Origin of the sequence: Pseudomonas sp. S12(2018) (genome assembly GCF_024355235.1) — a bacterium.
In the GTDB taxonomy this organism is placed as follows: domain Bacteria; phylum Pseudomonadota; class Gammaproteobacteria; order Pseudomonadales; family Pseudomonadaceae; genus Aquipseudomonas; species Aquipseudomonas palmensis.
In genome coordinates this window covers 457,269-479,260 of the sequence record NZ_QLAD01000001.1, presented here as the reverse complement: position 1 = coordinate 479,260, position 21,992 = coordinate 457,269, and the positions used below count along the sequence as shown (strand labels likewise).

Below are 21,992 nucleotides of genomic sequence, written 5' to 3'. Positions count from 1 at the left end.
AACGTGGCAGCTTCTTCGTTGCGCGGCAATGTGCAAATTGCTGATACCGCCACCGCTAACCTGAAACTTGATCAGGCGTCTCTGGTGGGGGATGTAGTTGTTACACCTGGTGCCAACGCGTCGTTGGCGCTTGACAACCGCTCGCAACTCACCGGCAACTTGAACGGTGTGCAGCAGGTAAACATCAACAGCAACTCCAACTGGACCCTGAACGCCAACAACACCATCGGCGACCTGGCCATGACCGGGGGCCGCATCACCTTCGGCGACGAAAACTCGTTCTATGAACTGAATGTGCAGAGCCTGTCGGGCAATGGCGAGTTCTACATGGCGTCCAACTTCGCCAGCGGCGCCACCGATTTCCTGAACGTCACCGGCAACGCCAGCGGCACCCATGGGCTGATGGTCGGCACCAGCGGTACCGACCCCGCCAGCGTGGAGCGCCTGCAGCTGGTTCATACGGGCTCGGGCGATGCGCAGTTCAGCCTGCTCAACGATCGCCAGGAAGTAGACTTGGGTGCCTACTCCTACAAGCTGGTGAAGGACGGCCAGGATTGGTACCTGGACAGGGAAACCCGCACCATCAGCCCGATGACCCGCACGGTCATGGCCCTGTTCAACACCCCGATCACCATCGCCTACGGCGAAATGACCTCGCTGCGCAGCCGCATGGGCGAACTGCGTTACAACCAGGGCAAGAACGCCGGGGTGTGGATGCGCGCCTACGGCAACCAGCACAACATTGCCGACGCCTCGTCGGGCGTAGGGTACCAGCAGAACCAGCGCGGGCTGACCTTCGGGGCCGATGCGCAACTGGGCGAAAGCAACTGGACCCTGGGCCTGCTGGCCGGCCACAGCCGCTCGGACCTGAACCTGAGCTACGGCAGTTCGGGCAGCATCGACAGCTACTATGTGGGCGGCTACGCCACCTGGATGGACCCTGAGAGCGGCTATTACGTCGACAGCGTGCTCAAGTACAACCGCTACCAGAATGACGCCAAGGTCGGCCTGAGCGATGGCACCCGCACCAAGGGCGACTACGACACCCACGGCATCAGCGCCTCGGTCGAAGTCGGCAAGCACATCAAGCTCGACGATGGCTACTTCATCGAACCCTTCGCCCAGGTGGCCGCTGCGGCGGTGGCCGGCAAGGACTTCACCCTGGACAACGGTTTCGACGCCAATGGCGATGTCAGCCGCTCGCTGCTGGGCAAGGTCGGTACCACGCTCGGCAAGACCATCTCGCTGGGCGGCGACAGCATGATCCAGCCCTATGTGAAGGCCGCGTTTGCCCATGAGTTCGCACAGCGCAACCAGGTGCAGGTGAACAACAACGTGTTCAACAACGACCTGTCCGGTTCGCGCGCCGAGCTGGGCGCAGGGGTTGCCTGGACCGTCGCCAAGGACTTCCAGGTGTACGGCGAGGCTGGCTACATGAACGGCAAGAACATCGAGATGCCGTACAGCTTCAGCCTCGGCGCAAGCTATCGCTTCTGATCAGGCGAGCAGTAGAAAAGAAAAGGAAGCCTCGGCTTCCTTTTCTCGTTTCAGGGGTTGGCGGATGTTCGTTCGCCCGCCCAGTGCCGGAACAACGGCTCGGCCAGAAACAGCACGAACAGCAGGCGCATCACCTGCAGCGCGGTCACCAGCGGTACCGACAGTTGCAGGGTTTCGGCGGTCAGGCTCATTTCGGCGATACCGCCGGGCATCATGCCCAGGGTCAGCGAGCGCAGGTCCAGCGCCGTCAACGCGCTCAAGGCCCAGGCCGCGAGGCCCGCCAGCAGCATGGTCAGTGCCGTGGCGACCAGGGTACGGCCCAGAAATGACGGCGCGCGACGAAAGAACGCGCGGTTGAAGTGACAGCCCAGGCCGCTGCCGATCAGCCACTGGCCGAGCTGGCTGGCGCCGTCGGGCAGGCCGGTGTGCAGGTTGGCGCCGATGCTGATGCTCGAGGCCACCAGCAGCGGGCCGAACAGCCACGGGTTGGGCTGGCGCAGGCGCTGCCAGAGTAGTGCGGCCAGCACCCCGAGCGGCGCGATCAACACCAGCCAGTAACCATCCACCGTACCGGCATGGCTCAACGGTACGCCGTCGCCGAGCAGGAACTTGAACGCTGCGGGCACGCACAGCACGACCGCCAGTACCCGCAGGCTCTGCCCGGCGGCGACGCGGCTGAGCACTGCGCCGTTGCGTGCACCCAGGTTGACCATCTCGCCCGAGCCGCCCGGCATGCTGGAAAAGAACGCCGTGGCCCGGTCTTCACCGGTGCGCAGCAACAGCCATACGCCGATCAGGCTGGATACGCTGGTGATCAGCGCGCCGAAGAAGATCAGGCCGAAATGGCTGGCCACCTGTTCGACCACCTGGGGGGTGAAGTGCAGGCCGATGCCGACGCCGATGATCCACTGGCCGCACTTGCGCCCGTTGGGTATTTCACCGATCTGCCAGGGCGTCAGGCAGCGCACCAGAATCACCGCCAGCAGCGAGCCGACCATCCATGGCAGCGGCCAGCCGACCAGGCTGGCGAGATATCCGCCGGCCAGGCCGACCAGTGGAGTGGCCCACCAGGTGCGCAAGGTGGATTCAGACATCGGCCAGGGCACGACGCTGGGCGCTGCGGCGGCGCCAGATACGCAGCAGCGGCAGGGTCAGCATCAACGCGACCATCGCCCACACCCCCAGGCTGATCGGGCTGGCCCACAGAATCTCCAGTTCACCGTTGGAGATCGACAGCGCCCGGCGCAGGTTCTGCTCCATCAGCCCGCCGAGAATGAAGCCCAGCAGCAGCGGCGACAGCGGGAAGTCCAGCTTGCGCAGGATGTAGCCGAAGATGCCGATGCCGATCATCAGGAACAGGTCGAAGGTGGTGGCATGCACCGCATACACGCCGATCGCGGTGATGATCGCGATCACCGGCACCAGCGCCCAGTTGGGCACCGACAGGATGCGGGTGAACAGGCGCACCATGGGGATGTTGAGGATCACCAGCATGATGTTGGCGATGAACAGCGAGGCGATCAGGCCCCAGACGATATCCGGCTGCTGTTCGAACAGCAGCGGGCCGGGGGTTATGTTGTACAGGCTCAAGGCACCGATCATCACCGCCGTGGTACCCGAGCCCGGTACGCCCAGGGTCAGCATCGGCACCAGGGCGCCGCAGCAGGAGGCGCCGATGGCGGTTTCCGGAGCGGCCAGGCCGCGCTTGTCACCCTTGCCGAAGGTGCCGCTGGCACCGGCCAGGCGTTTTTCGGTCATGTACGCCACGGCACTGGCCAGGGTCGCACCGGCCCCGGGCAGCACGCCCATGAAGAAGCCGAGCAGGCCGCAGCGGATGTTCACCACGAACACCGAAGCGGCTTCCTTGAAGTTGAACAGCATGCGTCCGGTGGCTTCCACGGCCTTGTGCCCGTGGTGGGTCTTTTCCAGCAGCAACAGGATCTCGCTGATGGAGAACAGGCCCAGCACCAGCACGACGAACTGGATGCCGTCGGTGAGGTGGATGCTGTCGCCGGTGAAGCGGTACACACCGCTGTTGGCGTCGATGCCCACGGCCGAAAGGAACAGCCCGATCAGGGCGGCGATGAAGGTCTTGAGCGGCTTGTCGCCGGCCATGCCGCCCAGCGCCACGATGGCGAACACCATCAGCACGAAATACTCCGCCGGGCCGAAGGCGATCGCCCACTTGGCCAGAAGCGGGGCGAACAGCACCATGCCGCAGGTGGCGATGAACGCACCGATGAACGAACTCCAGGCCGACAGCGACAGCGCCACCCCGGCCAGGCCCTGGCGAGCCATGGGGTAGCCGTCCAGGGTGGTCATCACGGTGGAGGCTTCACCGGGGATGTTGAGCAGGATCGAGCTGATGCGCCCGCCGTATTCGCAGCCCAGGTACACCGCGGCCAGCAGGATCAGCGCCGATTCCGGCGGCAGGCCCAGGGCGAACGCGATGGGAATCAGCAGCGCCACGCCGTTGATCGGGCCCAGGCCCGGCAGCAGGCCGACCACCGTACCGATCAGGGTGCCGCATAGTGCAGTCACCAGGTTGTAGGGGCTCAGGGCAACGCCGAAGCCCTGACCGAGGTAGCTGAAAGTATCCATGTCAATTCTCCAGAACGTCGAGCAGGCCCAGGGGCAGGGGCACATCCATGGCGCGGTCGAACAGCAGGTACAGGGCGATGCTCATCAATCCGACGATGACCGCACTGGGCAGCCAGCGTCCGCCGTACAGGCGCGCCATGGGGATGCCGATCAGCGTGCTGCTGAGGATGAAGCCCAGGGATTCGAAGGTGGCGGCGAACACCAGCAGCAGGCCGGTGCACAGGCCGATCTTGATCAGGCTGGCGCGGTCCAGCTCTGGTTCGTCGTCCTTGCGCACGATGGGCGTGGGACGGATCGCCAGGTAGAGCAGGGCGATGGCCATCAGGCCGAGCATCAGCAACGGATAGGCGCGCGGGCCGACCGGTTCGTAGGAGAAGGCGGCCTGGTAGGGCCAGGCCATGACGGCCAGTGCGGCGCAGGCGGCCAGCAGGGTCAGGGCGAAAAGGCGTTGCAGGATCATGGGGGAATCCTCGAAGGGCAAACCTGCACCCGTAGGAGCCGGCCTTGCCGGCGAATGACGCGCCACCGACCTGGCGGGACCGCGGTGATTCGCCGGCAAGGCCGGCTCCTACAGGTGAAGCGATGGGTTACTGGATCAGTCCGAATTCCTGGGCCAGTGCCTTGTAGTCCGCTACCTGCTGCTTCACATACACGTCCAGCGCTTCACCGGTCATGGCGAACGGGAACAGCTCGCGCTGGTCACGCAGCTTGTCGAATTCATCCGAGGCCAGCAGCGTGTCGAACGATGCCTTCCACCAGGCGTAGTCCTCGTCGCTCACCTTCGGCCCCAGGTAGAACCCGCGTACCACTGGCCAGACGATGTCGTAGCCCTGTTCCTTGGCGGTAGGGATGTCCTTCATCTCGGGCTCGTCCAGGCGTTCGGGGGAGAACACCGCCAGCAGGCGCATGTCGCCGCTCTGGATGTGCGGCATCGAGTCGGAGATGTCCGTGCTGCCCACCTGGATGTGCCCGCCCAGCAATGCGGTGGCAATCTCGCCACCGCCTTCCAGTGCCACATAGCGCAGGTCGCGCGGGTTGATGCCGGCGGCCTTGGCAATCAGTGCGGTCTGCATCCAGTCCTGGCTGCCAACGGTGCCGCCCGAGCCGATCACCACCTTGCCAGGGTCTTTTTTCAGTGCCGCCACCAGGTCATCGAGGGTCTTGTAGGGCGAGTCCTTTTTCACCGCGATGGCGCCGTAGCTGGTGCCTACCGCTGCCAGCCAGCGCACTGCGTTCTCGTCGAAGCGGCCGAACTTGCCCTGGGCCAGGTTCAGCAGCGAACCGCTGGACCACGCCACCAGCGTGCCGGCGTCGGCCGGGCGCTGGGCCACCACAGCGTTGTAGGCCACCGCGCCGACTCCGCCGGGCATGTAGGTGACGCGCATCGGCTTGCTCAGGATCTTCTCGTTGAGCAGCGCGCTCTGCACCAGCTTGCAGGTCAGGTCAAAGCCGCCGCCGGGCGAGGCCGGGGCAATGCACTCGGGGCGTTTGGGTTCGGCGGCCAGCACGTTGCCGGCCAGCAGCAGACAGCCGGTGGCCAGGGCGATCTTGCGCAGTGAAAAAGTCATCGTCAGTCTCCGTGAACATTGTTGTTATGGGCGGATTACCAAAGCGCCACGCTGTAGCTCACCAGCAGCCGCACTTCGTCGGCGTCGCGGGAGAAGTTGGAACGGAAGGTGGCGTTACGCAGGCGCACGGCGACGTTCTTCAGGGCGCCGCTCTGTACCACGTACTTGAATTCGGTATTGCGCTCCCACTCCTTGCCTTCGCCACCGCCGGCTCGGCTGACGTTGTCGCCACTGAGGTAGCGGCTCATGAAGCTCAGGCCGGGTACGCCGAGCTTGGCGAAGTCGTAGTCGTAGCGCACTTGCCAGGAGCGCTCGTCGGCCTGGGCGAAGTCGTTGATCTGCACGAAGTTGACCAGGTAGGGGTCGGCGCCATCGACGTAGGGGAAGGCGCTGTCGCCCGACAGGCGCTGGTAGCCGGTGCTCAGCTTGTGGCCGCCGAGGGCATAGCTGAACAGGCTGCCGAAGGCGGTGTTGTCGATCCTGCCGCCGCGGGCCTGGCCCTGGTCGCCGCTGAACGCCACACGCACATCGGCGCCGAAGGTGCCCGGGCCGAACGGCTGGGTCGCGAGCAGGCCGACGAAGTGCTGGCGGTACACGTCGTCGAGCTGGGCGAAGTGATAGCTGCCGGTGATGCGGTCGGTGAGCTTGTAGTCCACTCCGGCCATGTCGAAATGGTTGCCTTCGGCCGTGCCCAGGAAGCGACCGTTCTTGTTGTTGAGGGCGATGTCTTCCTTGTTGGTGTCGTTGCGGTCCTTGACCTTTTCAAGGCGGCCACCGGTGAAGGTCAGGTGCCTGATTTCCTGGGAGGTCAGCAGCCCGCCCTCGAACGTCTGCGGCAGGATACGCCCGTCGTTGGGGCGCAGGGTGGGCGTTTGCGGGATCAGCGTACCGACCTTCAGCTCGGTGGCCGACACCTTGACCTTGCCGGTCAGGCCGAGCTTGGAGTACTCGTCGGCGGCGCGCCCGTTGTCATGGGTCGGCAGCAGGCCGGTGCCGGTGCGGCCCTTGCCGGAGTCGAGCTTGACCCCGAGCATGCCCAGGGCGTCGACGCCGAAGCCGACGGTGCCTTCGGTGTAGCCCGATTCCAGGTTGAGCATGAAGCCCTGGGCCCATTCCTCGCGCTTGGATTGTGTGGTGCTGGGCTCGTTGTGGAAATCGCGGTTGAAGTACATGGTGCGTGTTTCGAAGGTGGCGGTGCTGTCTTCGATGAACGCGGCCTGGCTCAGCGGGGCGACGCCGACAAAGGCGAGGGCACTGGCGATGGCAGAGGGACGAGGGTGCAGGCGACGGGCAGGCGCAGGCGCCTGAGGCTGGGTGGACAGCATCGTGGGGTGACTCCGTTATTGTTCTTATTCGGGTCGAACGCTTCGGTTCGATCTACGGCCTGTACAACGGGCCGTCAGGCGATGCTAGGGGCTCAACCTTTCGCTAACCTTTCAGTGGCCTTTCAATGTTTCGATGGCTTCACAGGCGCCCGCCGCGCTGTAAACTCCGCGCCATTGAACGCGACACGACCAGGAGAAATCGATGCGTGTACTGCTCGTCGAAGACCATCTGCAACTGGCTGAGAGCGTGGCCCAGGCCCTCAAGAGCACAGGCCTGACGGTGGATGTGCTGCACGATGGAGTTGCTGCCGACCTGGCCCTGGCCAGCGAGGAATATGCCGTGGCGGTGCTCGATGTGGGCCTGCCGCGCATGGACGGCTTCGAGGTGCTGGCGCGCCTGCGGGCCCGCGGCAAGACCGTGCCGGTGCTGATGCTGACCGCCCGCAGCGACGTCAAGGACCGGGTGCACGGCCTGAACCTGGGGGCTGACGACTACCTGGCCAAGCCGTTCGAACTGACCGAGCTGGAGGCGCGGGTCAAGGCCCTGCTGCGCCGCAGCGTGCTCGGTGGCGAGCGCCAGCAGACCTGCGGCCCGCTGGTGTACGACCTGGATACCCGGCGCTTCACCCTGGGGGGCGAGCTGTTGGCCCTGACCTCCCGCGAACAGGCCGTGCTCGAGGCGCTGATCGCCCGCCCTGGCAGGGTGATGAGCAAGGAGCAACTGGCGGCGCAGGTGTTCGGCCTGGACGAGGAGGCCAGCCCCGACGCCATCGAGATCTACGTGCACCGCCTGCGCAAGAAGCTCGACGGTCATGCCGTGGCGATCGTCACCTTCCGTGGGCTGGGCTATCTGCTCGAGCACCGTGATGCGTGACGCCGGCAGCCTGCGCGGGCGCCTGCTGTGGAACCTCGCCCTGCTGCTGGTGGTGCTGATGGTGGCCAGCGGGCTGAGTGCCTACTGGAACGGTCGCGAGGCCGCCGACACCGCCTATGACCGTACCCTGCTGGCCTCGGCGCGCACCATCGCCGCAGGGCTCTCGCAACGCGACGGCACCCTCAGCGCCGATGTGCCCTACGTGGCATTGGACACCTTTGCCTACGACAGCGCGGGGCGGATCTACTACCAGGTCAACGACATCCATCAACGCCTGATTTCCGGCTACGAAAACCTGCCCGCACCGCCGCCCGATACCCCGCGTACCGATGACTATCCGGCCCTGGCGCGCTTCTACGATGCGCGCTACCTGGGCCAGGACGTGCGGGTAGTCAGCCTGCTCAAGGCGGTGAGCGAGCCGAACATGAACGGCATGGCGGAGATCCGCGTGGCCGAAACCGAAGAGGCGCGCGTGAGCATGGCCCGCAGCCTGATGGCCGATACCCTGCTGCGCCTGGGCATGCTGGCGATGGGGGCGTTGCTGCTGGTGTGGTTTGCGGTCAGCGCCGCATTGCGCCCGCTGGAGCGCCTGCGCAGCGCCGTGGAAGAACGCCAGCCCGACGACCTGCGCGCCCTGCCGGTGGTTCAGGTTCAACGCGAGCTGGGGCCGCTGGTGCGTGCACTGAATCACTTCACCGAGCGCCTGCGGGGCCAGTTCGAGCGCCAGGCACAGTTCATCGCCGACGCCGCGCACGAGTTGCGCACCCCCCTGGCGGCACTCAAGGCGCGGGTGGAACTGGGCCTGCGCGCCAAGGACCCGCAGGAGTGGCGCACCACGCTCGAACTGGCGGCCCAGGGCACCGACAAGCTGACCCACCTGGCCAACCAGCTGCTGTCCCTGGCACGGGTGGAGAACGGTGCGCGCGCCATTGCCGAGGGCGGTGCACAGTTGCTCGACCTCAGCCAGCTGGCCCGCGAGCTGGGCATGGCCATGGCGCCGCTGGCGCATGCACGGGGTGTGGCATTGGCACTGGAGGCCCAGGCGCCGGTGTGGATACGCGGCGAGCCGACGCTGCTCAACGAATTGCTGAGCAACCTGGTGGACAACGCCCTGGCGCACACCCCGGCCAATGGCAACGTGATTCTGCGGGTGACGGCCCCGGCGGTACTGGAGGTGGAGGACGACGGGCCGGGAATTCCCCCGCAGGAGCGCGAGCGGGTGTTCGAACGCTTCTATCGGCGCAGTGCGCAGGGCACCGGCCTGGGGCTGGCCATCGTCGGTGAGATCTGCCGCGCGCACCTGGCGCAGATCAGCCTGCACGATGGCGAGCGCGGCGGGCTCAAGGTTCGGGTCAGCTTCAACCCGGGCGACTGATCAGGCGCGAAACATGTGCTTGGCGCCGATCAGCTCGCTGACCTGCAGGTGGCTGTTGGGTGGCAGCTTCAGGTGACGCATCGCCGGCAGGCGCGCCAGGGCATGTTCGTTGCCATCGCTGAGGGTGCGCGCGATCTGCACGATGTCGACATAGTCGAGCTTGTCGGTGCTGCGCTCCAGGTTCTGCGACAGGCTCGGCAGCCCGGCCAGTTGCTCGGGAAATTCCCACACGCTGAGGATCTTGTCGCCCAGTACCGGGTGGATCAGGTCGATCACATGGTTCAGGCAGACCGGGTCGGAGAGCAGTTCGTTGTGTTCTTCGGCATAGGTCAGGATCGGCAATGCGCCGATCTGGTGGACCAGCCCGGCGAGGGCGCCCTGGTCGGGCTTGAGCTGGGTGAAGCGCAGGCACAGCTCATAGCTGATGCCGGCCACTTCCAGGCTCTTGGCCCATATTTCACGCATTTTCTGTTCGACCACCGGTGAGCGCGCATGGAAGATCTGCTCGATCACCAGGCCGATGGCCAGGTTGCAGCTGTAGTTGATACCCATGCGGGTGATGGCGGTCTGCAGGTCGGTGACTTCGGTGGCCGCACGCAGCAAGGGGCTGTTGACCACCTTGATCAGGCGTGCCGACAACGCGGCGTCGCGGCCGATCACCTTGCTCAGGGTGCTGACGCTGATCTCGCTGTCTTCAGCCGCTTCGCGGATGCTCAGGGCCACTTCCGGCAAGGTCGGCAGCACCAGGTCATCGTTGTCGATGGCGCTGAGCAATTGTGCTTCAACGATCTGGGCCAGCGTGTTCATCGTGGATTCTCTAGCGCATTCAGGGGCCCCACCGCCACACGCGGCGGGGCAGGTGGGCTCAGCGCTGGATTTCGCGATCGCGGTCCAGTTCGTAAGGCAGGCTCAGCAGTTCCAGGCGCGGGCCCTCGGGGCTGCCCAGGTGCAGGTTGTCGTCTGCTACCGCATCGGCAGTCAGCACCGCCAGCAGCTCGCTGCCCTGCGCGCTCGTGGCGGCCAGCACCACCTCACCCACCGATGAGGCATGGGTAGGGGAGAACACCTCGGTGCCAGGGGGCGGAGCAGTACCCTCGGCCAGGGCCAGGCGATACAGGCGACGCTTGAGTTTGCCCAGGTACTGCATGCGCGCGACGATTTCCTGCCCGGTATAGCAACCCTTCTTGAAGCTGACGCCACCCACGGCCTGCAGGTTGATCATCTGCGGGATGAACAGCTCGCGGGTCTGGGCCATCACCTGGCCGATACCGGCGCGGATCTGCCCCAGCAGCCAGGCGTCCAGCGGGCCTTCGTCGAGGTGCTCGGCCAGTTGCTCGCGTACGGCTGCGGCCTGTTCGGCCGGTACCCACAGTTCGGTGCGGCCCGGCGATACGGCAATTGCGAACAGGGGGTCGTGCCGGCTGATGGCGCCATCTTGCGTCGGCGGCTCGATGCCCAGCGCCTGCAACGCCTTGTCGCCATGCTGCAGGCCGAAGCGCGCCCAGGCACTGCTCTCGTCGGTGAGCCTGGCCTTGGAGAACACGGCGTACTTCTTCAGGTCGGCCAGTTGCGGCTCGAGCAGTTCGTGGGTCATTGCCAGCACGAAGCCGTCGGCGTGGGGCACGATGCGAAAGCTCGACTGCATGCGCCCCTTGACCATGCAGCGCGCGCCGAGGCTGGAGGTGTGCTCGTCGAGGTAATTGATGTTGCAGGTCAGTTGACCTTGCAGAAACTTGCCGGCGTCAGAGCCGCGGACGGCGAGGACGCCCTCGTGGGACAGGGGGCAGAAAAAAGCGGAGTCGGCCATGGGTCTTCGCAGGTAATCAGGACTGGGGGTCATCATAGAGTGCTGTCGGCAAAATAGGTAGCCGACCTAGACCAACGCCTTGTGCCGTTCACAGGCTCGGCCTGTATACTGGCGGCCAATTTGAGGAGGGCTCCATGGTCGTCGAACAATCTGAACTCAACCGGCTCTTCTGGCATAGCCGCCGCGGCATGCTGGAGCTGGACGTGCTGCTGGTGCCGTTTACCCAGGAGGTCTACAGCACCTTGAACGACGTCGACCGCGCGCTCTATGTCCGGCTGCTGACCTGTGAAGACCAGGACATGTTCGGCTGGTTCATGGAACGCAGCGAGTCCGACGACCCTGAGCTGCAGCGCATGGTGCGCATGATCCTGGACCGTGTCCAGCCCAAGTGACCGCTTCGAGTGTCGCTGGCAGGGCTCGCGGGTCCTGCTGGCGGCCTACCTCGCATGCCAGTTGCTGGCGCTGATCGCGCTGTGCCTGCTGGCCATTTCGCTATACATGACCCTGCTTGGCCTGGCGCTTTGCCTGGCACACGCAGCCTGGGTCGTGCCCCGGCATATCCTGCTTACCCACCCGCGTGCCGTCACCGGCCTGCGCCGTGATCCTTCTGGCTGGCACCTGTTCAGCGCGGCCACGGGCTGGCAGCAGGTGCAACTGCGCCGCGACAGCCTCGCCTTGCCCGCCCTGGTAGTGCTGCGTTATCGCCGGCCGGGGCGGCTGTTCAGCCAGAGCCAGTGCATCGCCCCCGATGCGCTGGAACCGGTGCTGCACCGGCGCCTGCGCTTGCGGTTGAAGTTCAGTCGGCGTAGGTGGGCGGCCGTAGAATAGTGTCCAGAGCTTCGGGCAGCATGTCCGGGTAGTCCAGGGTGTAGTGCAGGCCCCGGCTTTCCTTGCGCTGCATGGCCGAGCGGATCATCAGCTCCGCTACCTGGGCAAGGTTCCTCAGCTCGATCAGGTCGCGGCTGACCTTGTAGTTGCTGTAGAACTCGTCGATTTCGTCCAGCAGCAGACGTACCCGGTGCTGGGCGCGCTGCAGGCGCTTGCTGGTGCGCACGATGCCGACGTAGTCCCACATGAACCGGCGCAGCTCGTCCCAGTTGTGCGCAATGATCACATCTTCGTCCGAATCGGTGACCTGGCTGGCATCCCAGCAGGGCAGGGCCTGGGGCATGGCCACGCTGTCGAGCCTGGCGAGGATGTCGGCTGCCGCCGAGCGGCCGTAGACGAAACATTCGAGCAGCGAGTTGCTGGCCATGCGGTTGGCACCGTGCAGGCCGGTGAAGCTGGTTTCGCCAATGGCATAGAGCCCCGGTACGTCGGTCTGGCCGTGGTCGTCGACCATCACGCCGCCACAGGTGTAGTGCGCCGCCGGTACCACCGGGATCGGCTGGGTGGTGATGTCGATACCGAAGGTGAGGCAGCGTTCGTACACGGTCGGGAAGTGGCTTTTGACGAACTCCGCAGGCTTGTGGCTGATGTCCAGGTACACGCAGTCGACGCCCAGGCGCTTCATCTCATGGTCGATGGCGCGGGCCACGATGTCGCGCGGGGCGAGTTCGGCGCGCGGGTCGAAGCGCGGCATGAAGCGCTCGCCGTTGGGCAGCTTGAGCAGGGCGCCTTCACCGCGCAGTGCTTCTGTGATCAGGAAGCTCTTGGCCTGCGGGTGGTACAGGCAGGTGGGGTGGAACTGGTTGAACTCCAGGTTCGCCACCCGGCAGCCGGCGCGCCAGGCCATGGCGATCCCGTCGCCGCAGGCGCCGTCCGGGTTGCTGGTATAGAGGTAGACCTTGGCCGCCCCGCCGGTGGCCAGCGCGGTGAAGCGGGCGCCAAAGGTGTCGACCTCGCCGCTGGCACGGTTGAGCACATAGGCTCCCAGGCAGCGCTCGCCGGCCTGGCCCAGGCGCCGTTCGGTGATCAGGTCGACCGCCACGCGCTGTTCCAGAAGCTCGATGTTCGGGCGCTGGCGGGCCTGCTCCAGCAACGTGGTGAAAATCGCCGCGCCAGTGGCGTCGGCCGCGTGGATGATGCGCCGGTGGCTGTGGCCGCCCTCGCGGGTCAGGTGGAACTCGAAGCCGCGTTCATCGACGCCGGCCTGTTCGTCACGGGTAAACGGCACGCCCTGGTCGATCAGCCACTGGATCGCCTCGCGACTGTGCTCGACCGTATAGCGCACCGCGTCTTCATGACACAGCCCGCCGCCGGCATTGAGCGTATCCTCCACGTGGGACTGTACCGTGTCGGTGTCGTCGAGCACGGCGGCAACACCGCCCTGTGCCCAGAAGGTCGAGCCGTTGGCCAGCTCGCCTTTGCTCAGTACGGCGATGCGCAGGTGCGCCGGCAGGTTCAGGGCCAGGCTCAGGCCGGCGGCACCGCTGCCGATCACCAGAACGTCATGTTGGAATTGTTGGCTCATGTCAGGGATATCCGAGCGAGGCGACCACTAGTATAAGGACGGGGGTATCGGCACAATAGTCAGGTGTTTATGGCATTGTGAAACTATCGTGAAACGGGCTGGGTTGCCTTTATAACAGCCTCGAGGGCCTGATTTCCATGACGTGCGGTGCGACCTGATGCTTGCATGTGGGAACTTTCCTGGAACCCTGCCTATCCATAGAAGGTTGCCTGCATGCCAGGACGCGGCGGCGACGGGAGGCCTGGGGCTGATATCGGCTCTGCCTGCGTACACGAGACCAGAATATTGACGCAGCCGGCCGTGACCGTGCTGCGTTTTTCGTGCGAGCCGTTCAAGGGCCGCAGGAAACTTGCTTGGAGGGGAGAACTTTTGCGAAAAGCCCGAGTCTATGGTTGCAAGCCTGAACGATGGCCGCTGCAGCACTCCTCCAGGTCCACCGAGGAGTGTTCATGCTAACCCAGGAAGAGGATCAGCAGCTTGTCGAGCGCGTGCAGCGTGGCGACAGGCGAGCGTTTGATCTGTTGGTGCTGAAGTATCAGCACAAGATTCTCGGGTTGATCGTGCGTTTTGTGCACGACACCCATGAAGCCCAGGATGTGGCACAGGAAGCGTTCATCAAGGCTTACCGTGCGCTTGGCAATTTCCGTGGCGACAGTGCGTTTTATACCTGGCTGTACCGCATTGCGATCAACACGGCGAAAAACTATCTGGTATCCCGCGGTCGACGGCCGCCAGACAGTGATGTCAGTTCCGAGGATGCGGAATTTTACGATGGCGATCATGGCCTCAAGGATCTCGAGTCACCAGAGCGCGCGCTGTTACGAGATGAAATCGAGGGCACCGTCCACCGAACCATCCAGCAGCTGCCAGAAGATTTGCGTACGGCGTTAACTTTACGTGAATTCGATGGTCTGAGTTACGAGGACATTGCGAGCGTCATGCAGTGTCCGGTGGGTACCGTGCGCTCTCGAATTTTCCGCGCTCGGGAGGCCATAGATAAAGCCCTGCAGCCGTTGTTGCAGGAAACCTGAGACAGCGGCGATAGCCAAGAGAGGAACCGCCATGAGTCGTGAAGCTTTGCAGGAATCGCTGTCCGCGGTGATGGATAACGAAGCGGACGAACTGGAGTTGCGTCGGGTATTGAATGCCGTCGACGACAATGAAACCCGTGCCACCTGGTCGCGTTACCAGGTTGCCCGAGCAGCGATGCACAAGGAACTGCTGCTGCCAAAACTGGATATCGCCGCCGCGGTCAGTGCCGCACTGGCTGACGAAGCCACGCCGGTCAAGGTTGCCCGTGGTCCATGGCGCAGCCTGGGTCGTCTGGCTGTTGCAGCTTCGGTGACCGTTGCAGTACTGGCAGGTGTGCGCCTGTACAACCAGGACGACATCAGCGGTGCCCAACTGGCTGCCCAGCAGCCTGTGCAGCAAGGCGTGACTGTACCTCAGGTGCAAGGCCCGGCAGTACTGGCAGGCTACACCGAGAGTGCCGAACAGCCGACCGGCCCAATGGCAAATGGCGTGCTGCAAGGTCAAAGCGGCTGGCAGGACGAACGTCTGCCGGGCTACCTGCGCCAGCATGCTCAGGAAGCCGCCGTGGAAGGGACTGAAAGTGCTCTGCCTTATGCCCGTGCGGCCAGCCTGGAAAATCGCTGAGTAAGGAGGATCATGCGCGCGCCAACTCTACTACCGCTCTTGCTCGGAGGATGTCTGTCGGTGCCGGCCCTGGCCGCCAACTCCTCCACTGATGCCGCAGACTGGCTCAACCGTCTGGCCAAGGCCGAGCAGCAGCAGAGTTATCAGGGTACTTTCGTCTACGAGCGTAACGGCAGCTTTTCCACCCATGACATCTGGCATCGGGTGCAGGAGGGCAAGGTTCGTGAACGCTTGTTGCAACTCGATGGCCCAGCCCTTGAGGTTGTGCGGGTAGATGGACGTACCCAGTGCGTGAGCGGCGCCCTGGCCCGCGGAGTGGGCAATGCGGCGCAGTCTTCGCCCCGTGTACTGGACCCCTTGAAGCTGATGAACTGGTACGACCTGAGTGTGGCAGGGCGCTCCCGGGTGGCCGGTCGCGAGGTCGAGATCATCACCCTCAGGCCGCGCGATCAGCATCGTTATGCCTTCGAGCTGCACCTGGATCGACAGTCGGGTTTGCCCCTCAAGTCGTTGCTGCTCAACGACAAGGAGCAACTGCTGGAGCGCTTCCAGTTCACCCGGTTGGAGACCGACAAGGCGCCGGACGATGCCCAACTGCAGCCCAGCAGCAACTGCAAGGCGGTGGCCCAGGCCACTCAGCAGGTTGCCGAGGCCGCATCGGGATGGCGTTCCGACTGGTTGCCACCCGGCTTCGAGCTGGTCAACAGCGCGGTACGCAAGGATCCGGAGCACAAGAGCACCGTCAGCAGCCTGATGTACGATGATGGCCTGGCACGCTTCTCGGTGTTCCTGGAGCCGGTTGCAGGCAATTCGGGCATCGACGCCCGTACCCAGCTTGGCCCGACGGTCGCGGTTTCGCGCCGGCTGACCACGCCCAAGGGGGATGTGGTGGTCACTGTGGTAGGTGAGATCCCCATCGGTACTGCCGAGCGGGTCGCCTTGTCGATGCGTGCCCAAGACGCCCACGCCAGCCAATGACGAGCCACAGGTAATGCGTTGATGATCGATGGGCCGCCAAGGCGTTGACATGATTCGTAAGCCTTCGAATTTGCAAAATTCTCCAGATTTATCTATAGGTCAGTTCTTTCGGGGGCTGGCCTTTACTGCTGTTGCAGCATCAACAATGCCGATCCACCGAGCCTGGTCGCAGCCTTTCGAGGATGTTGCCGGGCTTTGTGCGTTGGCTGGTCCCTACTGCTTAACCACGCTCGTTGTGACGGGAGCCGTATGTCAATACCTCGCTTGAAATCCTATCTGTCGCTGTTCGCCGCCGTGCTCATGCTCGGGCAGGTGCTCAACGCCCAGGCCGAAGCCCTGCCTGATTTCACCACCCTGGTCGAGCAGGCCTCGCCGGCGGTGGTCAACATCAGTACCAAGCAGAAGCTGCCTGATCGCAAGTATGCCGCGGGTCAGATGCCAGACCTCGAAGGCCTGCCGCCGATGTTCCGCGAGTTCTTCGAGCGCAACATGCCGCAAGCCCCGCGCTCACCCCGTGGCGATCGTCAGCGCGAGGCCCAGTCGCTGGGTTCGGGCTTCATCATTTCGGCCGACGGCTACATCCTCACCAACAACCACGTGGTGGCCGATGCCGATGAAATCATCGTGCGCCTGTCCGACCGCAGCGAACTGCAGGCCAAGCTGGTCGGCACCGACCCGCGTACCGACGTGGCATTGCTGAAGGTCGATGGCAAGAACCTGCCCACGGTCAAGCTGGGCGACTCCGAGAAACTCAAGGTGGGCGAGTGGGTACTGGCCATCGGTTCGCCGTTCGGCTTCGATCACTCGGTGACCAAGGGTATCGTCAGCGCCAAGGGCCGCACCCTGCCCAACGACACCTACGTGCCGTTCATCCAGACCGACGTTGCGATCAACCCGGGTAACTCCGGTGGCCCGCTGTTCAACATGAATGGCGAAGTGGTCGGCATCAACTCGCAGATCTTCACCCGCTCGGGTGGCTTCATGGGCCTGTCGTTCGCTATCCCGATCGATGTTGCACTGGATGTTTCCAACCAGCTGAAAAAGGACGGCAAGGTCAGCCGTGGCTGGCTGGGCGTGGTGATCCAGGAGGTCAACAAGGACCTGGCCGAATCCTTCGGCCTGGACAAACCGGCCGGCGCGCTGGTGGCCCAGGTGCTGGAAGATGGTCCGGCAGCCAAGGGTGGCCTGCAGGTGGGCGACGTGATCCTGAGCATGAACGGTCAGCCGATCGTCATGTCGGCTGACCTGCCGCACCTGGTCGGTGGCCTGAAAGATGGCGCCAAGGCCAAGCTGGAGATCATCCGCAACGGCAAGCGCCAGAACCTGGACGTGACCATCGGTGCACTGCCCGATGAAGATCAGGACGTGACCACCGGTGCCAATGGCGGCGTCGAGCGCAGCAGCAACCGCCTAGGCGTATCGGTAGCCGACCTGACCGCAGAGCAGAAAAAGACTCTGGAGCTCAAGGGCGGCGTGGTCATCAAGGAAGTGCAGGATGGTCCGGCCGCGATGATCGGCCTGCGTCCCGGTGACGTCATCAGCCACTTGAACAACCAGGCCATCCTTTCGGCGAAGAACTTCACCGAAATCGCCAAGGAACTGCCGAAGAACCGTTCGGTGTCGATGCGCGTGCTGCGTCAGGGCCGTGCCAGTTTCATCACCTTCAAGCTGGCCGAGTAAGGCCTGACCGAGAAGGTCGCGGTAAGAAAAAGCCCGACGCCGATGCGTCGGGCTTTTTCATGGGCGCGCAGTCAATTGCGAAAGCGTGCCAGAAGACCGGAGAAACCCCATGCGTGCTGGCTGTTCAAGCCAATCAGTGTGGCGGCGGGCGTCATTGCGACGGCGATCATCTTTCTGTCCTTGGGGTAGTCCTGGAAGGCGATACCTTGGTTGCCAAAGGCAGTATCCAGTCGGCCATGGACTGTATAGCGGGCACGGTAGATGCGCTGACCGCCCAGGCCAAACACCACCAGCTTGCCGTCCTGGTGCAGCGCTGCGGCTTCCCATTCGTCTTCGGTGTGCGTGTTGAAGGTCAGCACCGTCGGGTTGCCGTGGTTATAGGTCGCGTCCCTCACACCTTCGGCATCGAATTGCCAGGTCATGGCGTTCGTGTCTTCGGGGCGCTCGCCGGGCAGGTTCCCCGCGACGATCAGTTGGCCATCGGGGCGTTGAATCAGCGTGTTGAAGCGGATGTTGGCGTTTCGACGCGGAGCAAGCCAGCGGAGCCAGCGCGGCAACCAGCGCAGCCAGCGCGACAGCGGGGATTCATACAGCTTGAAACCGTATCGGTCGCCAAAGGACGGGTCGGGTGTGCCGTCGTTTCTGAAGCGTGCGATGAAGCCTCGGGTCTCAGGCCCGTTGCGCAAGGTTCCGGCAACGAGAAATGTACTTTCCTGCGCAATGACATTGGCAATCTGCACCGTCCCGGAAGGGTGCGTGATCTCGATGAACTGACCGCTCGGGAAACCGGCATTGCCGGCAAGATCCAGTCGATAGACGCAAGCATGGGTAGCCAGCCAATCCGACTCCAGCGTAGCACTGGCGAGCAGGTGTCCGGCCCGCAGCTGGAGTGACGTGGAATGCAGCTTCAGATGAAGGCTGTTGTCCTGATCCAGGGCAAGGTAACCGTGGGGGGAGGCATAGCTGGTGTCCAGCGCGCCCTGCGCGTCGAAACGTGCCACCACCAGTCTGTGGGGCTTGCCGGCGCTGTTCACCCATCCCAGCATCCATATCTTCGCGTTGGCATCGACGACGATGGCTTCCGCGCCCGATTCGGCCACCGGGTCGAATGTTCCGAACACTATCCCTTTGTTGCCGAACGTCGGGTCCAGATCACCTTTATCATCGAAGCGAAGCAAGGTATAGCGGGACTGCTCGTGGTCCCCGGTCAGGCCACACACGGTGATTGTGTCATCGTGTATTGCCACATCAGTGATGAACCGATCGGTGTCCGCAATTTGCGGTAGGGAGCGCTCGCCGTTGTCACCAAAGCTCGTATCGGGGCTTCCGGGGACTGCTGGTTGAACATGTGCCATGGCCATTTCTCCGTCTGGTGCCCTATATTCGGGTCTGCGCGAGCGGCCATCTACTGACAGAAATATCAGGCACCATGAAACTGGAGGGGCGGGCGTGGCGGCTGGCCCCTTCATAAGGTACAATTCCCGGCTATTTTTCGGCGGGCGTTCGCCCCGCAGCCTTTTTGAGTGTTGACCCGTGAGTGATTTGAGTCATATCCGCAATTTCTCCATCATCGCCCACATTGACCATGGCAAGTCGACCCTGGCCGACCGTTTCATCCAGATGTGCGGTGGCCTCACCGCGCGCGAGATGGAAGCGCAGGTACTTGACTCCATGGACCTCGAGCGCGAGCGCGGGATCACCATCAAAGCCCATAGCGTTACCCTGTATTACAAGGCGAACGACGGCATCACCTACCAGCTGAACTTCATCGACACCCCCGGCCACGTCGACTTCACCTATGAAGTCAGCCGTTCGCTGGCCGCCTGCGAAGGCGCGCTGCTGGTGGTCGATGCCGGCCAGGGCGTGGAGGCCCAGTCGGTCGCCAACTGCTACACCGCCATCGAGCAGGGCCTGGAGGTCATGCCGGTACTGAACAAGATGGACCTGCCCCAGGCCGATCCGGACCGCGTCAAGGACGAGATCGAGAAGATCATCGGCATCGACGCCACCGACGCCGTGGCCTGCAGTGCCAAGAGCGGCATGGGCGTGGACGAGGTGCTCGAGCGCCTGGTGCAGACCATTCCGGCCCCTACCGGCGACATCGATGCACCGCTGCAGGCGCTGATCATCGACTCCTGGTTCGACAACTACCTGGGCGTCGTGTCCCTGGTGCGCGTGCGCCATGGCCGGGTCAAGAAGGGCGACAAGATTCTGGTCAAGTCCACCGGCAAGGTGCACCTGGTCGACAGCGTGGGCGTGTTCAACCCCAAGCACACCGCCACCGCCGACCTCAAGGCCGGCGAAGTGGGCTTCATCATCGCCAGCATCAAGGACATTCACGGTGCACCGGTCGGTGACACCCTGACCCTCAGCTCCACGCCCGACGTGGAAGTGCTGCCAGGCTTCAAACGTATCCAGCCCCAGGTATATGCCGGCCTGTTCCCGGTCAGTTCCGAAGATTTCGAAGATTTTCGTGACGCGCTGCAAAAGCTGACCCTGAACGACTCGTCGCTGCAGTACCTGCCCGAAAGCTCCGACGCACTGGGCTTCGGCTTCCGTTGCGGCTTCCTCGGCATGCTGCACATGGAGATCATCCAGGAGCGCCTGGAGCGCGAGTACGACCTGGACCTGATCACCACCGCGCCGAGCGTGATCTTCGAGGTCAAGCTCAAGACCGGTGAAACCATCTACGTCGACAACCCGTCCAAGCTGCCAGACGTGTCGTCGGTGGAAGACTTCCGCGAGCCGATCGTGGCCGCCACCATCCTCGTGCCGCAGGAGCACCTGGGCAACGTCATCACCCTGTGCATCGAGAAGCGTGGCGTACAGCGCGACATGCAGTTCCTCGGTTCCCAGGTGCAGGTGCGCTACGACCTGCCGATGAACGAAGTGGTACTGGACTTCTTCGACCGCCTCAAATCCACCAGCCGCGGCTATGCTTCGCTGGACTACCATTTCGACCGGTATCAGTCGGCCAACCTGGTCAAGCTCGATGTACTGATCAACGGCGACAAGGTCGATGCCCTGGCATTGATCGTGCACCGTGACAATGCGCACTACAAAGGCCGCGCGTTGACCGAGAAGATGAAGGAACTGATCCCGCGGCAGATGTTCGATGTGGCAATCCAGGCCGCCATTGGCGGGCAGATTGTGGCGCGTACCACTGTCAAGGCGCTCAGAAAGAACGTACTGGCCAAATGCTACGGTGGCGACGTTAGCCGTAAGCGCAAGCTGTTGGAAAAGCAGAAAGCCGGTAAGAAACGCATGAAACAGGTGGGCAACGTGGAAATTCCACAGGAAGCCTTCCTCGCCGTGCTCAGGTTGGATAGCTAGGTCCTATGTCACTAAATTTCCCGCTGTTGCTAGTCATCGCCGTTGCCGTGTGTGGACTGCTGGCCCTGATCGATCTGCTGTTCCTGGCCCCGCGCCGGCGCACGGCGATCAACACCTATCAGGGCAGCGTCAGCCAGCCCGAGATGGCGGTGGTCGAGCAGTTGAACAAGGAGCCGTTGCTGGTCGAGTACGGCAAATCGTTCTTCCCGGTGCTGTTCATCGTGCTGGTGCTGCGCTCGTTTCTGGTCGAGCCGTTCCAGATCCCTTCGGGGTCGATGAAGCCGACCCTGGAAGTGGGCGACTTCATCCTGGTGAACAAGTTCTCCTACGGCATCCGCCTGCCGGTGATCGACAAGAAGGTCATCGAGGTCGGTGACCCGCAGCGTGGCGATGTGATGGTATTCCGCTACCCGAGCGACCCGAACGTCAACTACATCAAGCGTGTGGTCGGCCTGCCGGGCGACCAGGTGCGCTACACCAGCGACAAGCGTCTGTTCGTCAACGGCCAGCCGATTGCCGAGCAACTGGTCGGCAGCGAGCCGGGCACCCTGGGCAGCGCCGAGCTGTACAAGGAGAAGCTGGGCGAGGCCGAGCACCTGATCCGCAAGGAGATGAGCCGCTATCGCATGCCGCCGGACCAGCAGTGGGTGGTGCCTGCCGGGCACTACTTCATGATGGGCGACAACCGCGACAACTCCAACGACAGTCGCTACTGGGATGACCCCAACATTCCCAAGGAACTGCTGGGCATGGTTCCCGACAAGAACATCGTCGGCAAGGCCTTCGCCATCTGGATGAGCTGGCCAGAGCCCAAGCTCAGCCACTTCCCGAGCCTTTCGCGGGTTGGCCTGATCAAGTAACACCCTAACGGCGCTGTCCTTCGAC

20 protein-coding genes are annotated in these 21,992 nt (G+C 63.7%); 11 read left to right on the top strand and 9 right to left on the bottom strand.

Annotated elements, in window-relative coordinates; genetic code table 11:
* Positions 1–123: 123 nt before the first annotated feature.
* Positions 124–1,497 carry an autotransporter outer membrane beta-barrel domain-containing protein gene (locus DN388_RS02300; RefSeq protein WP_254996574.1) on the top strand — a complete coding sequence of 458 codons (1,374 nt, stop codon included), beginning with the start codon at positions 124–126 and terminating at the stop codon, positions 1,495–1,497.
* A gap of 50 nt (positions 1,498–1,547) precedes the next feature.
* On the opposite strand, the gene DN388_RS02295 is transcribed toward DN388_RS02300, so the two are convergent.
* The 5 genes from DN388_RS02295 to DN388_RS02275 all read right to left on the bottom strand — a co-directional run bounded on the left by DN388_RS02295 (position 1,548) and on the right by DN388_RS02275 (position 6,991).
* Positions 1,548–2,591, bottom strand: coding sequence for an AbrB family transcriptional regulator (locus tag DN388_RS02295; protein WP_254996573.1), 1,044 nt, complete (start codon positions 2,589–2,591; stop codon positions 1,548–1,550).
* Positions 2,584–4,098, bottom strand: coding sequence for a tripartite tricarboxylate transporter permease (locus DN388_RS02290; RefSeq protein WP_254996572.1), 1,515 nt, complete (start codon positions 4,096–4,098; stop codon positions 2,584–2,586). Before DN388_RS02290 ends, DN388_RS02295 begins: the two co-directional genes overlap by 8 nt.
* A gap of 1 nt (position 4,099) precedes the next feature.
* Entirely contained in the window at positions 4,100–4,558 is a 459-nt protein-coding gene (locus DN388_RS02285) for a tripartite tricarboxylate transporter TctB family protein (RefSeq protein WP_043860093.1), read from the bottom strand.
* A gap of 127 nt (positions 4,559–4,685) precedes the next feature.
* Positions 4,686–5,666 (bottom strand): tripartite tricarboxylate transporter substrate binding protein, encoded by a 981-nt coding sequence (locus tag DN388_RS02280; protein WP_043860094.1) that lies wholly within the window; start codon positions 5,664–5,666, stop codon positions 4,686–4,688.
* Positions 5,667–5,701: 35 nt separating this feature from the next.
* Entirely contained in the window at positions 5,702–6,991 is a 1,290-nt protein-coding gene (locus DN388_RS02275; protein WP_254996571.1) for an OprD family porin, read from the bottom strand.
* 202 nt (positions 6,992–7,193) lie between these two features.
* Between DN388_RS02275 and DN388_RS02270 the strand changes: the two genes are divergently transcribed.
* Positions 7,194–7,865: a response regulator gene (locus tag DN388_RS02270; RefSeq protein WP_043860096.1), complete on the top strand. Its 672-nt coding sequence runs from the start codon at positions 7,194–7,196 to the stop codon at positions 7,863–7,865.
* Positions 7,858–9,240 (top strand): sensor histidine kinase, encoded by a 1,383-nt coding sequence (locus DN388_RS02265; protein ID WP_043860097.1) that lies wholly within the window; start codon positions 7,858–7,860, stop codon positions 9,238–9,240. Before DN388_RS02270 ends, DN388_RS02265 begins: the two co-directional genes overlap by 8 nt.
* Here the strand turns inward: DN388_RS02265 and DN388_RS02260 are convergent, their stop codons facing one another.
* A complete protein-coding gene (locus DN388_RS02260) occupies positions 9,241–10,047 on the bottom strand; it encodes an HDOD domain-containing protein (protein WP_054914777.1) in 807 nt (268 codons plus the stop codon). It lies immediately after the preceding gene.
* Between the two features lie 58 nt (positions 10,048–10,105).
* Entirely contained in the window at positions 10,106–11,047 is a 942-nt protein-coding gene (locus DN388_RS02255; RefSeq protein ID WP_254996570.1) for a folate-binding protein YgfZ, read from the bottom strand.
* A 134-nt stretch (positions 11,048–11,181) separates the two neighbouring features.
* On the opposite strand from DN388_RS02255, the gene DN388_RS02250 reads away from it, so the two are divergent.
* Positions 11,182–11,439 carry a succinate dehydrogenase assembly factor 2 gene (locus DN388_RS02250; protein ID WP_043862035.1) on the top strand — a complete coding sequence of 86 codons (258 nt, stop codon included), beginning with the start codon at positions 11,182–11,184 and terminating at the stop codon, positions 11,437–11,439.
* Positions 11,423–11,875 carry a protein YgfX gene (locus DN388_RS02245; RefSeq protein WP_058540941.1) on the top strand — a complete coding sequence of 151 codons (453 nt, stop codon included), beginning with the start codon at positions 11,423–11,425 and terminating at the stop codon, positions 11,873–11,875. Before DN388_RS02250 ends, DN388_RS02245 begins: the two co-directional genes overlap by 17 nt.
* Here the strand turns inward: DN388_RS02245 and nadB are convergent.
* On the bottom strand, positions 11,844–13,460 hold the full coding sequence (gene nadB, locus DN388_RS02240) for an L-aspartate oxidase (RefSeq protein WP_054914774.1): 1,617 nt from the start codon (positions 13,458–13,460) through the stop codon (positions 11,844–11,846). The two genes, DN388_RS02245 and nadB, sit on opposite strands and share 32 nt — an antisense overlap.
* Before the next feature lie 449 nt (positions 13,461–13,909).
* On the opposite strand from nadB, the gene rpoE reads away from it, so the two are divergent.
* The 4 genes from rpoE to DN388_RS02220 all read left to right on the top strand — a co-directional run bounded on the left by rpoE (position 13,910) and on the right by DN388_RS02220 (position 17,774).
* Entirely contained in the window at positions 13,910–14,491 is a 582-nt protein-coding gene (rpoE, locus tag DN388_RS02235) for an RNA polymerase sigma factor RpoE (RefSeq protein ID WP_010220971.1), read from the top strand.
* A gap of 31 nt (positions 14,492–14,522) precedes the next feature.
* On the top strand, positions 14,523–15,116 hold the full coding sequence (locus DN388_RS02230) for a sigma-E factor negative regulatory protein (protein WP_043862032.1): 594 nt from the start codon (positions 14,523–14,525) through the stop codon (positions 15,114–15,116).
* Positions 15,117–15,128: 12 nt separating this feature from the next.
* Positions 15,129–16,094, top strand: a complete 966-nt coding sequence (locus DN388_RS02225; RefSeq protein ID WP_100633577.1) for a MucB/RseB C-terminal domain-containing protein — start codon at positions 15,129–15,131, stop codon at positions 16,092–16,094.
* Between the two features lie 249 nt (positions 16,095–16,343).
* The gene (locus DN388_RS02220) at positions 16,344–17,774 is read left to right on the top strand and encodes a DegQ family serine endoprotease (RefSeq protein WP_043862030.1); all 1,431 of its coding nucleotides are present in this window, start codon (positions 16,344–16,346) and stop codon (positions 17,772–17,774) included.
* Between the two features lie 71 nt (positions 17,775–17,845).
* On the opposite strand, the gene DN388_RS02215 is transcribed toward DN388_RS02220, so the two are convergent.
* Positions 17,846–19,129: a hypothetical protein gene (locus DN388_RS02215; protein ID WP_254996569.1), complete on the bottom strand. Its 1,284-nt coding sequence runs from the start codon at positions 19,127–19,129 to the stop codon at positions 17,846–17,848.
* Between the two features lie 178 nt (positions 19,130–19,307).
* Between DN388_RS02215 and lepA the strand changes: the two genes are divergently transcribed.
* A complete protein-coding gene (gene lepA, locus DN388_RS02210; RefSeq protein ID WP_043862028.1) occupies positions 19,308–21,107 on the top strand; it encodes a translation elongation factor 4 in 1,800 nt (599 codons plus the stop codon).
* Positions 21,108–21,112: 5 nt separating this feature from the next.
* Positions 21,113–21,967: a signal peptidase I gene (lepB, locus tag DN388_RS02205; protein ID WP_043862027.1), complete on the top strand. Its 855-nt coding sequence runs from the start codon at positions 21,113–21,115 to the stop codon at positions 21,965–21,967.
* The last annotated feature ends 25 nt before the right edge of the window (positions 21,968–21,992 follow it).

Coding starts and splice junctions, on each gene's coding strand:
- DN388_RS02295 (WP_254996573.1), bottom strand. CDS start 2,591: ATGTCTGAATCCACCTTGCGCACCTGGTGGGCCACTCCACTGGTCGGC.
- DN388_RS02290 (WP_254996572.1), bottom strand. CDS start 4,098: ATGGATACTTTCAGCTACCTCGGTCAGGGCTTCGGCGTTGCCCTGAGC.
- DN388_RS02285 (WP_043860093.1), bottom strand. CDS start 4,558: ATGATCCTGCAACGCCTTTTCGCCCTGACCCTGCTGGCCGCCTGCGCC.
- DN388_RS02280 (WP_043860094.1), bottom strand. CDS start 5,666: ATGACTTTTTCACTGCGCAAGATCGCCCTGGCCACCGGCTGTCTGCTG.
- DN388_RS02275 (WP_254996571.1), bottom strand. CDS start 6,991: ATGCTGTCCACCCAGCCTCAGGCGCCTGCGCCTGCCCGTCGCCTGCAC.
- DN388_RS02270 (WP_043860096.1), top strand. CDS start 7,194: ATGCGTGTACTGCTCGTCGAAGACCATCTGCAACTGGCTGAGAGCGTG.
- DN388_RS02265 (WP_043860097.1), top strand. CDS start 7,858: ATGCGTGACGCCGGCAGCCTGCGCGGGCGCCTGCTGTGGAACCTCGCC.
- DN388_RS02260 (WP_054914777.1), bottom strand. CDS start 10,047: ATGAACACGCTGGCCCAGATCGTTGAAGCACAATTGCTCAGCGCCATC.
- DN388_RS02255 (WP_254996570.1), bottom strand. CDS start 11,047: ATGGCCGACTCCGCTTTTTTCTGCCCCCTGTCCCACGAGGGCGTCCTC.
- DN388_RS02250 (WP_043862035.1), top strand. CDS start 11,182: ATGGTCGTCGAACAATCTGAACTCAACCGGCTCTTCTGGCATAGCCGC.
- nadB (WP_054914774.1), bottom strand. CDS start 13,460: ATGAGCCAACAATTCCAACATGACGTTCTGGTGATCGGCAGCGGTGCC.
- rpoE (WP_010220971.1), top strand. CDS start 13,910: ATGCTAACCCAGGAAGAGGATCAGCAGCTTGTCGAGCGCGTGCAGCGT.
- DN388_RS02230 (WP_043862032.1), top strand. CDS start 14,523: ATGAGTCGTGAAGCTTTGCAGGAATCGCTGTCCGCGGTGATGGATAAC.
- DN388_RS02225 (WP_100633577.1), top strand. CDS start 15,129: ATGCGCGCGCCAACTCTACTACCGCTCTTGCTCGGAGGATGTCTGTCG.
- DN388_RS02220 (WP_043862030.1), top strand. CDS start 16,344: ATGTCAATACCTCGCTTGAAATCCTATCTGTCGCTGTTCGCCGCCGTG.
- DN388_RS02215 (WP_254996569.1), bottom strand. CDS start 19,129: ATGGCACATGTTCAACCAGCAGTCCCCGGAAGCCCCGATACGAGCTTT.
- lepB (WP_043862027.1), top strand. CDS start 21,113: ATGTCACTAAATTTCCCGCTGTTGCTAGTCATCGCCGTTGCCGTGTGT.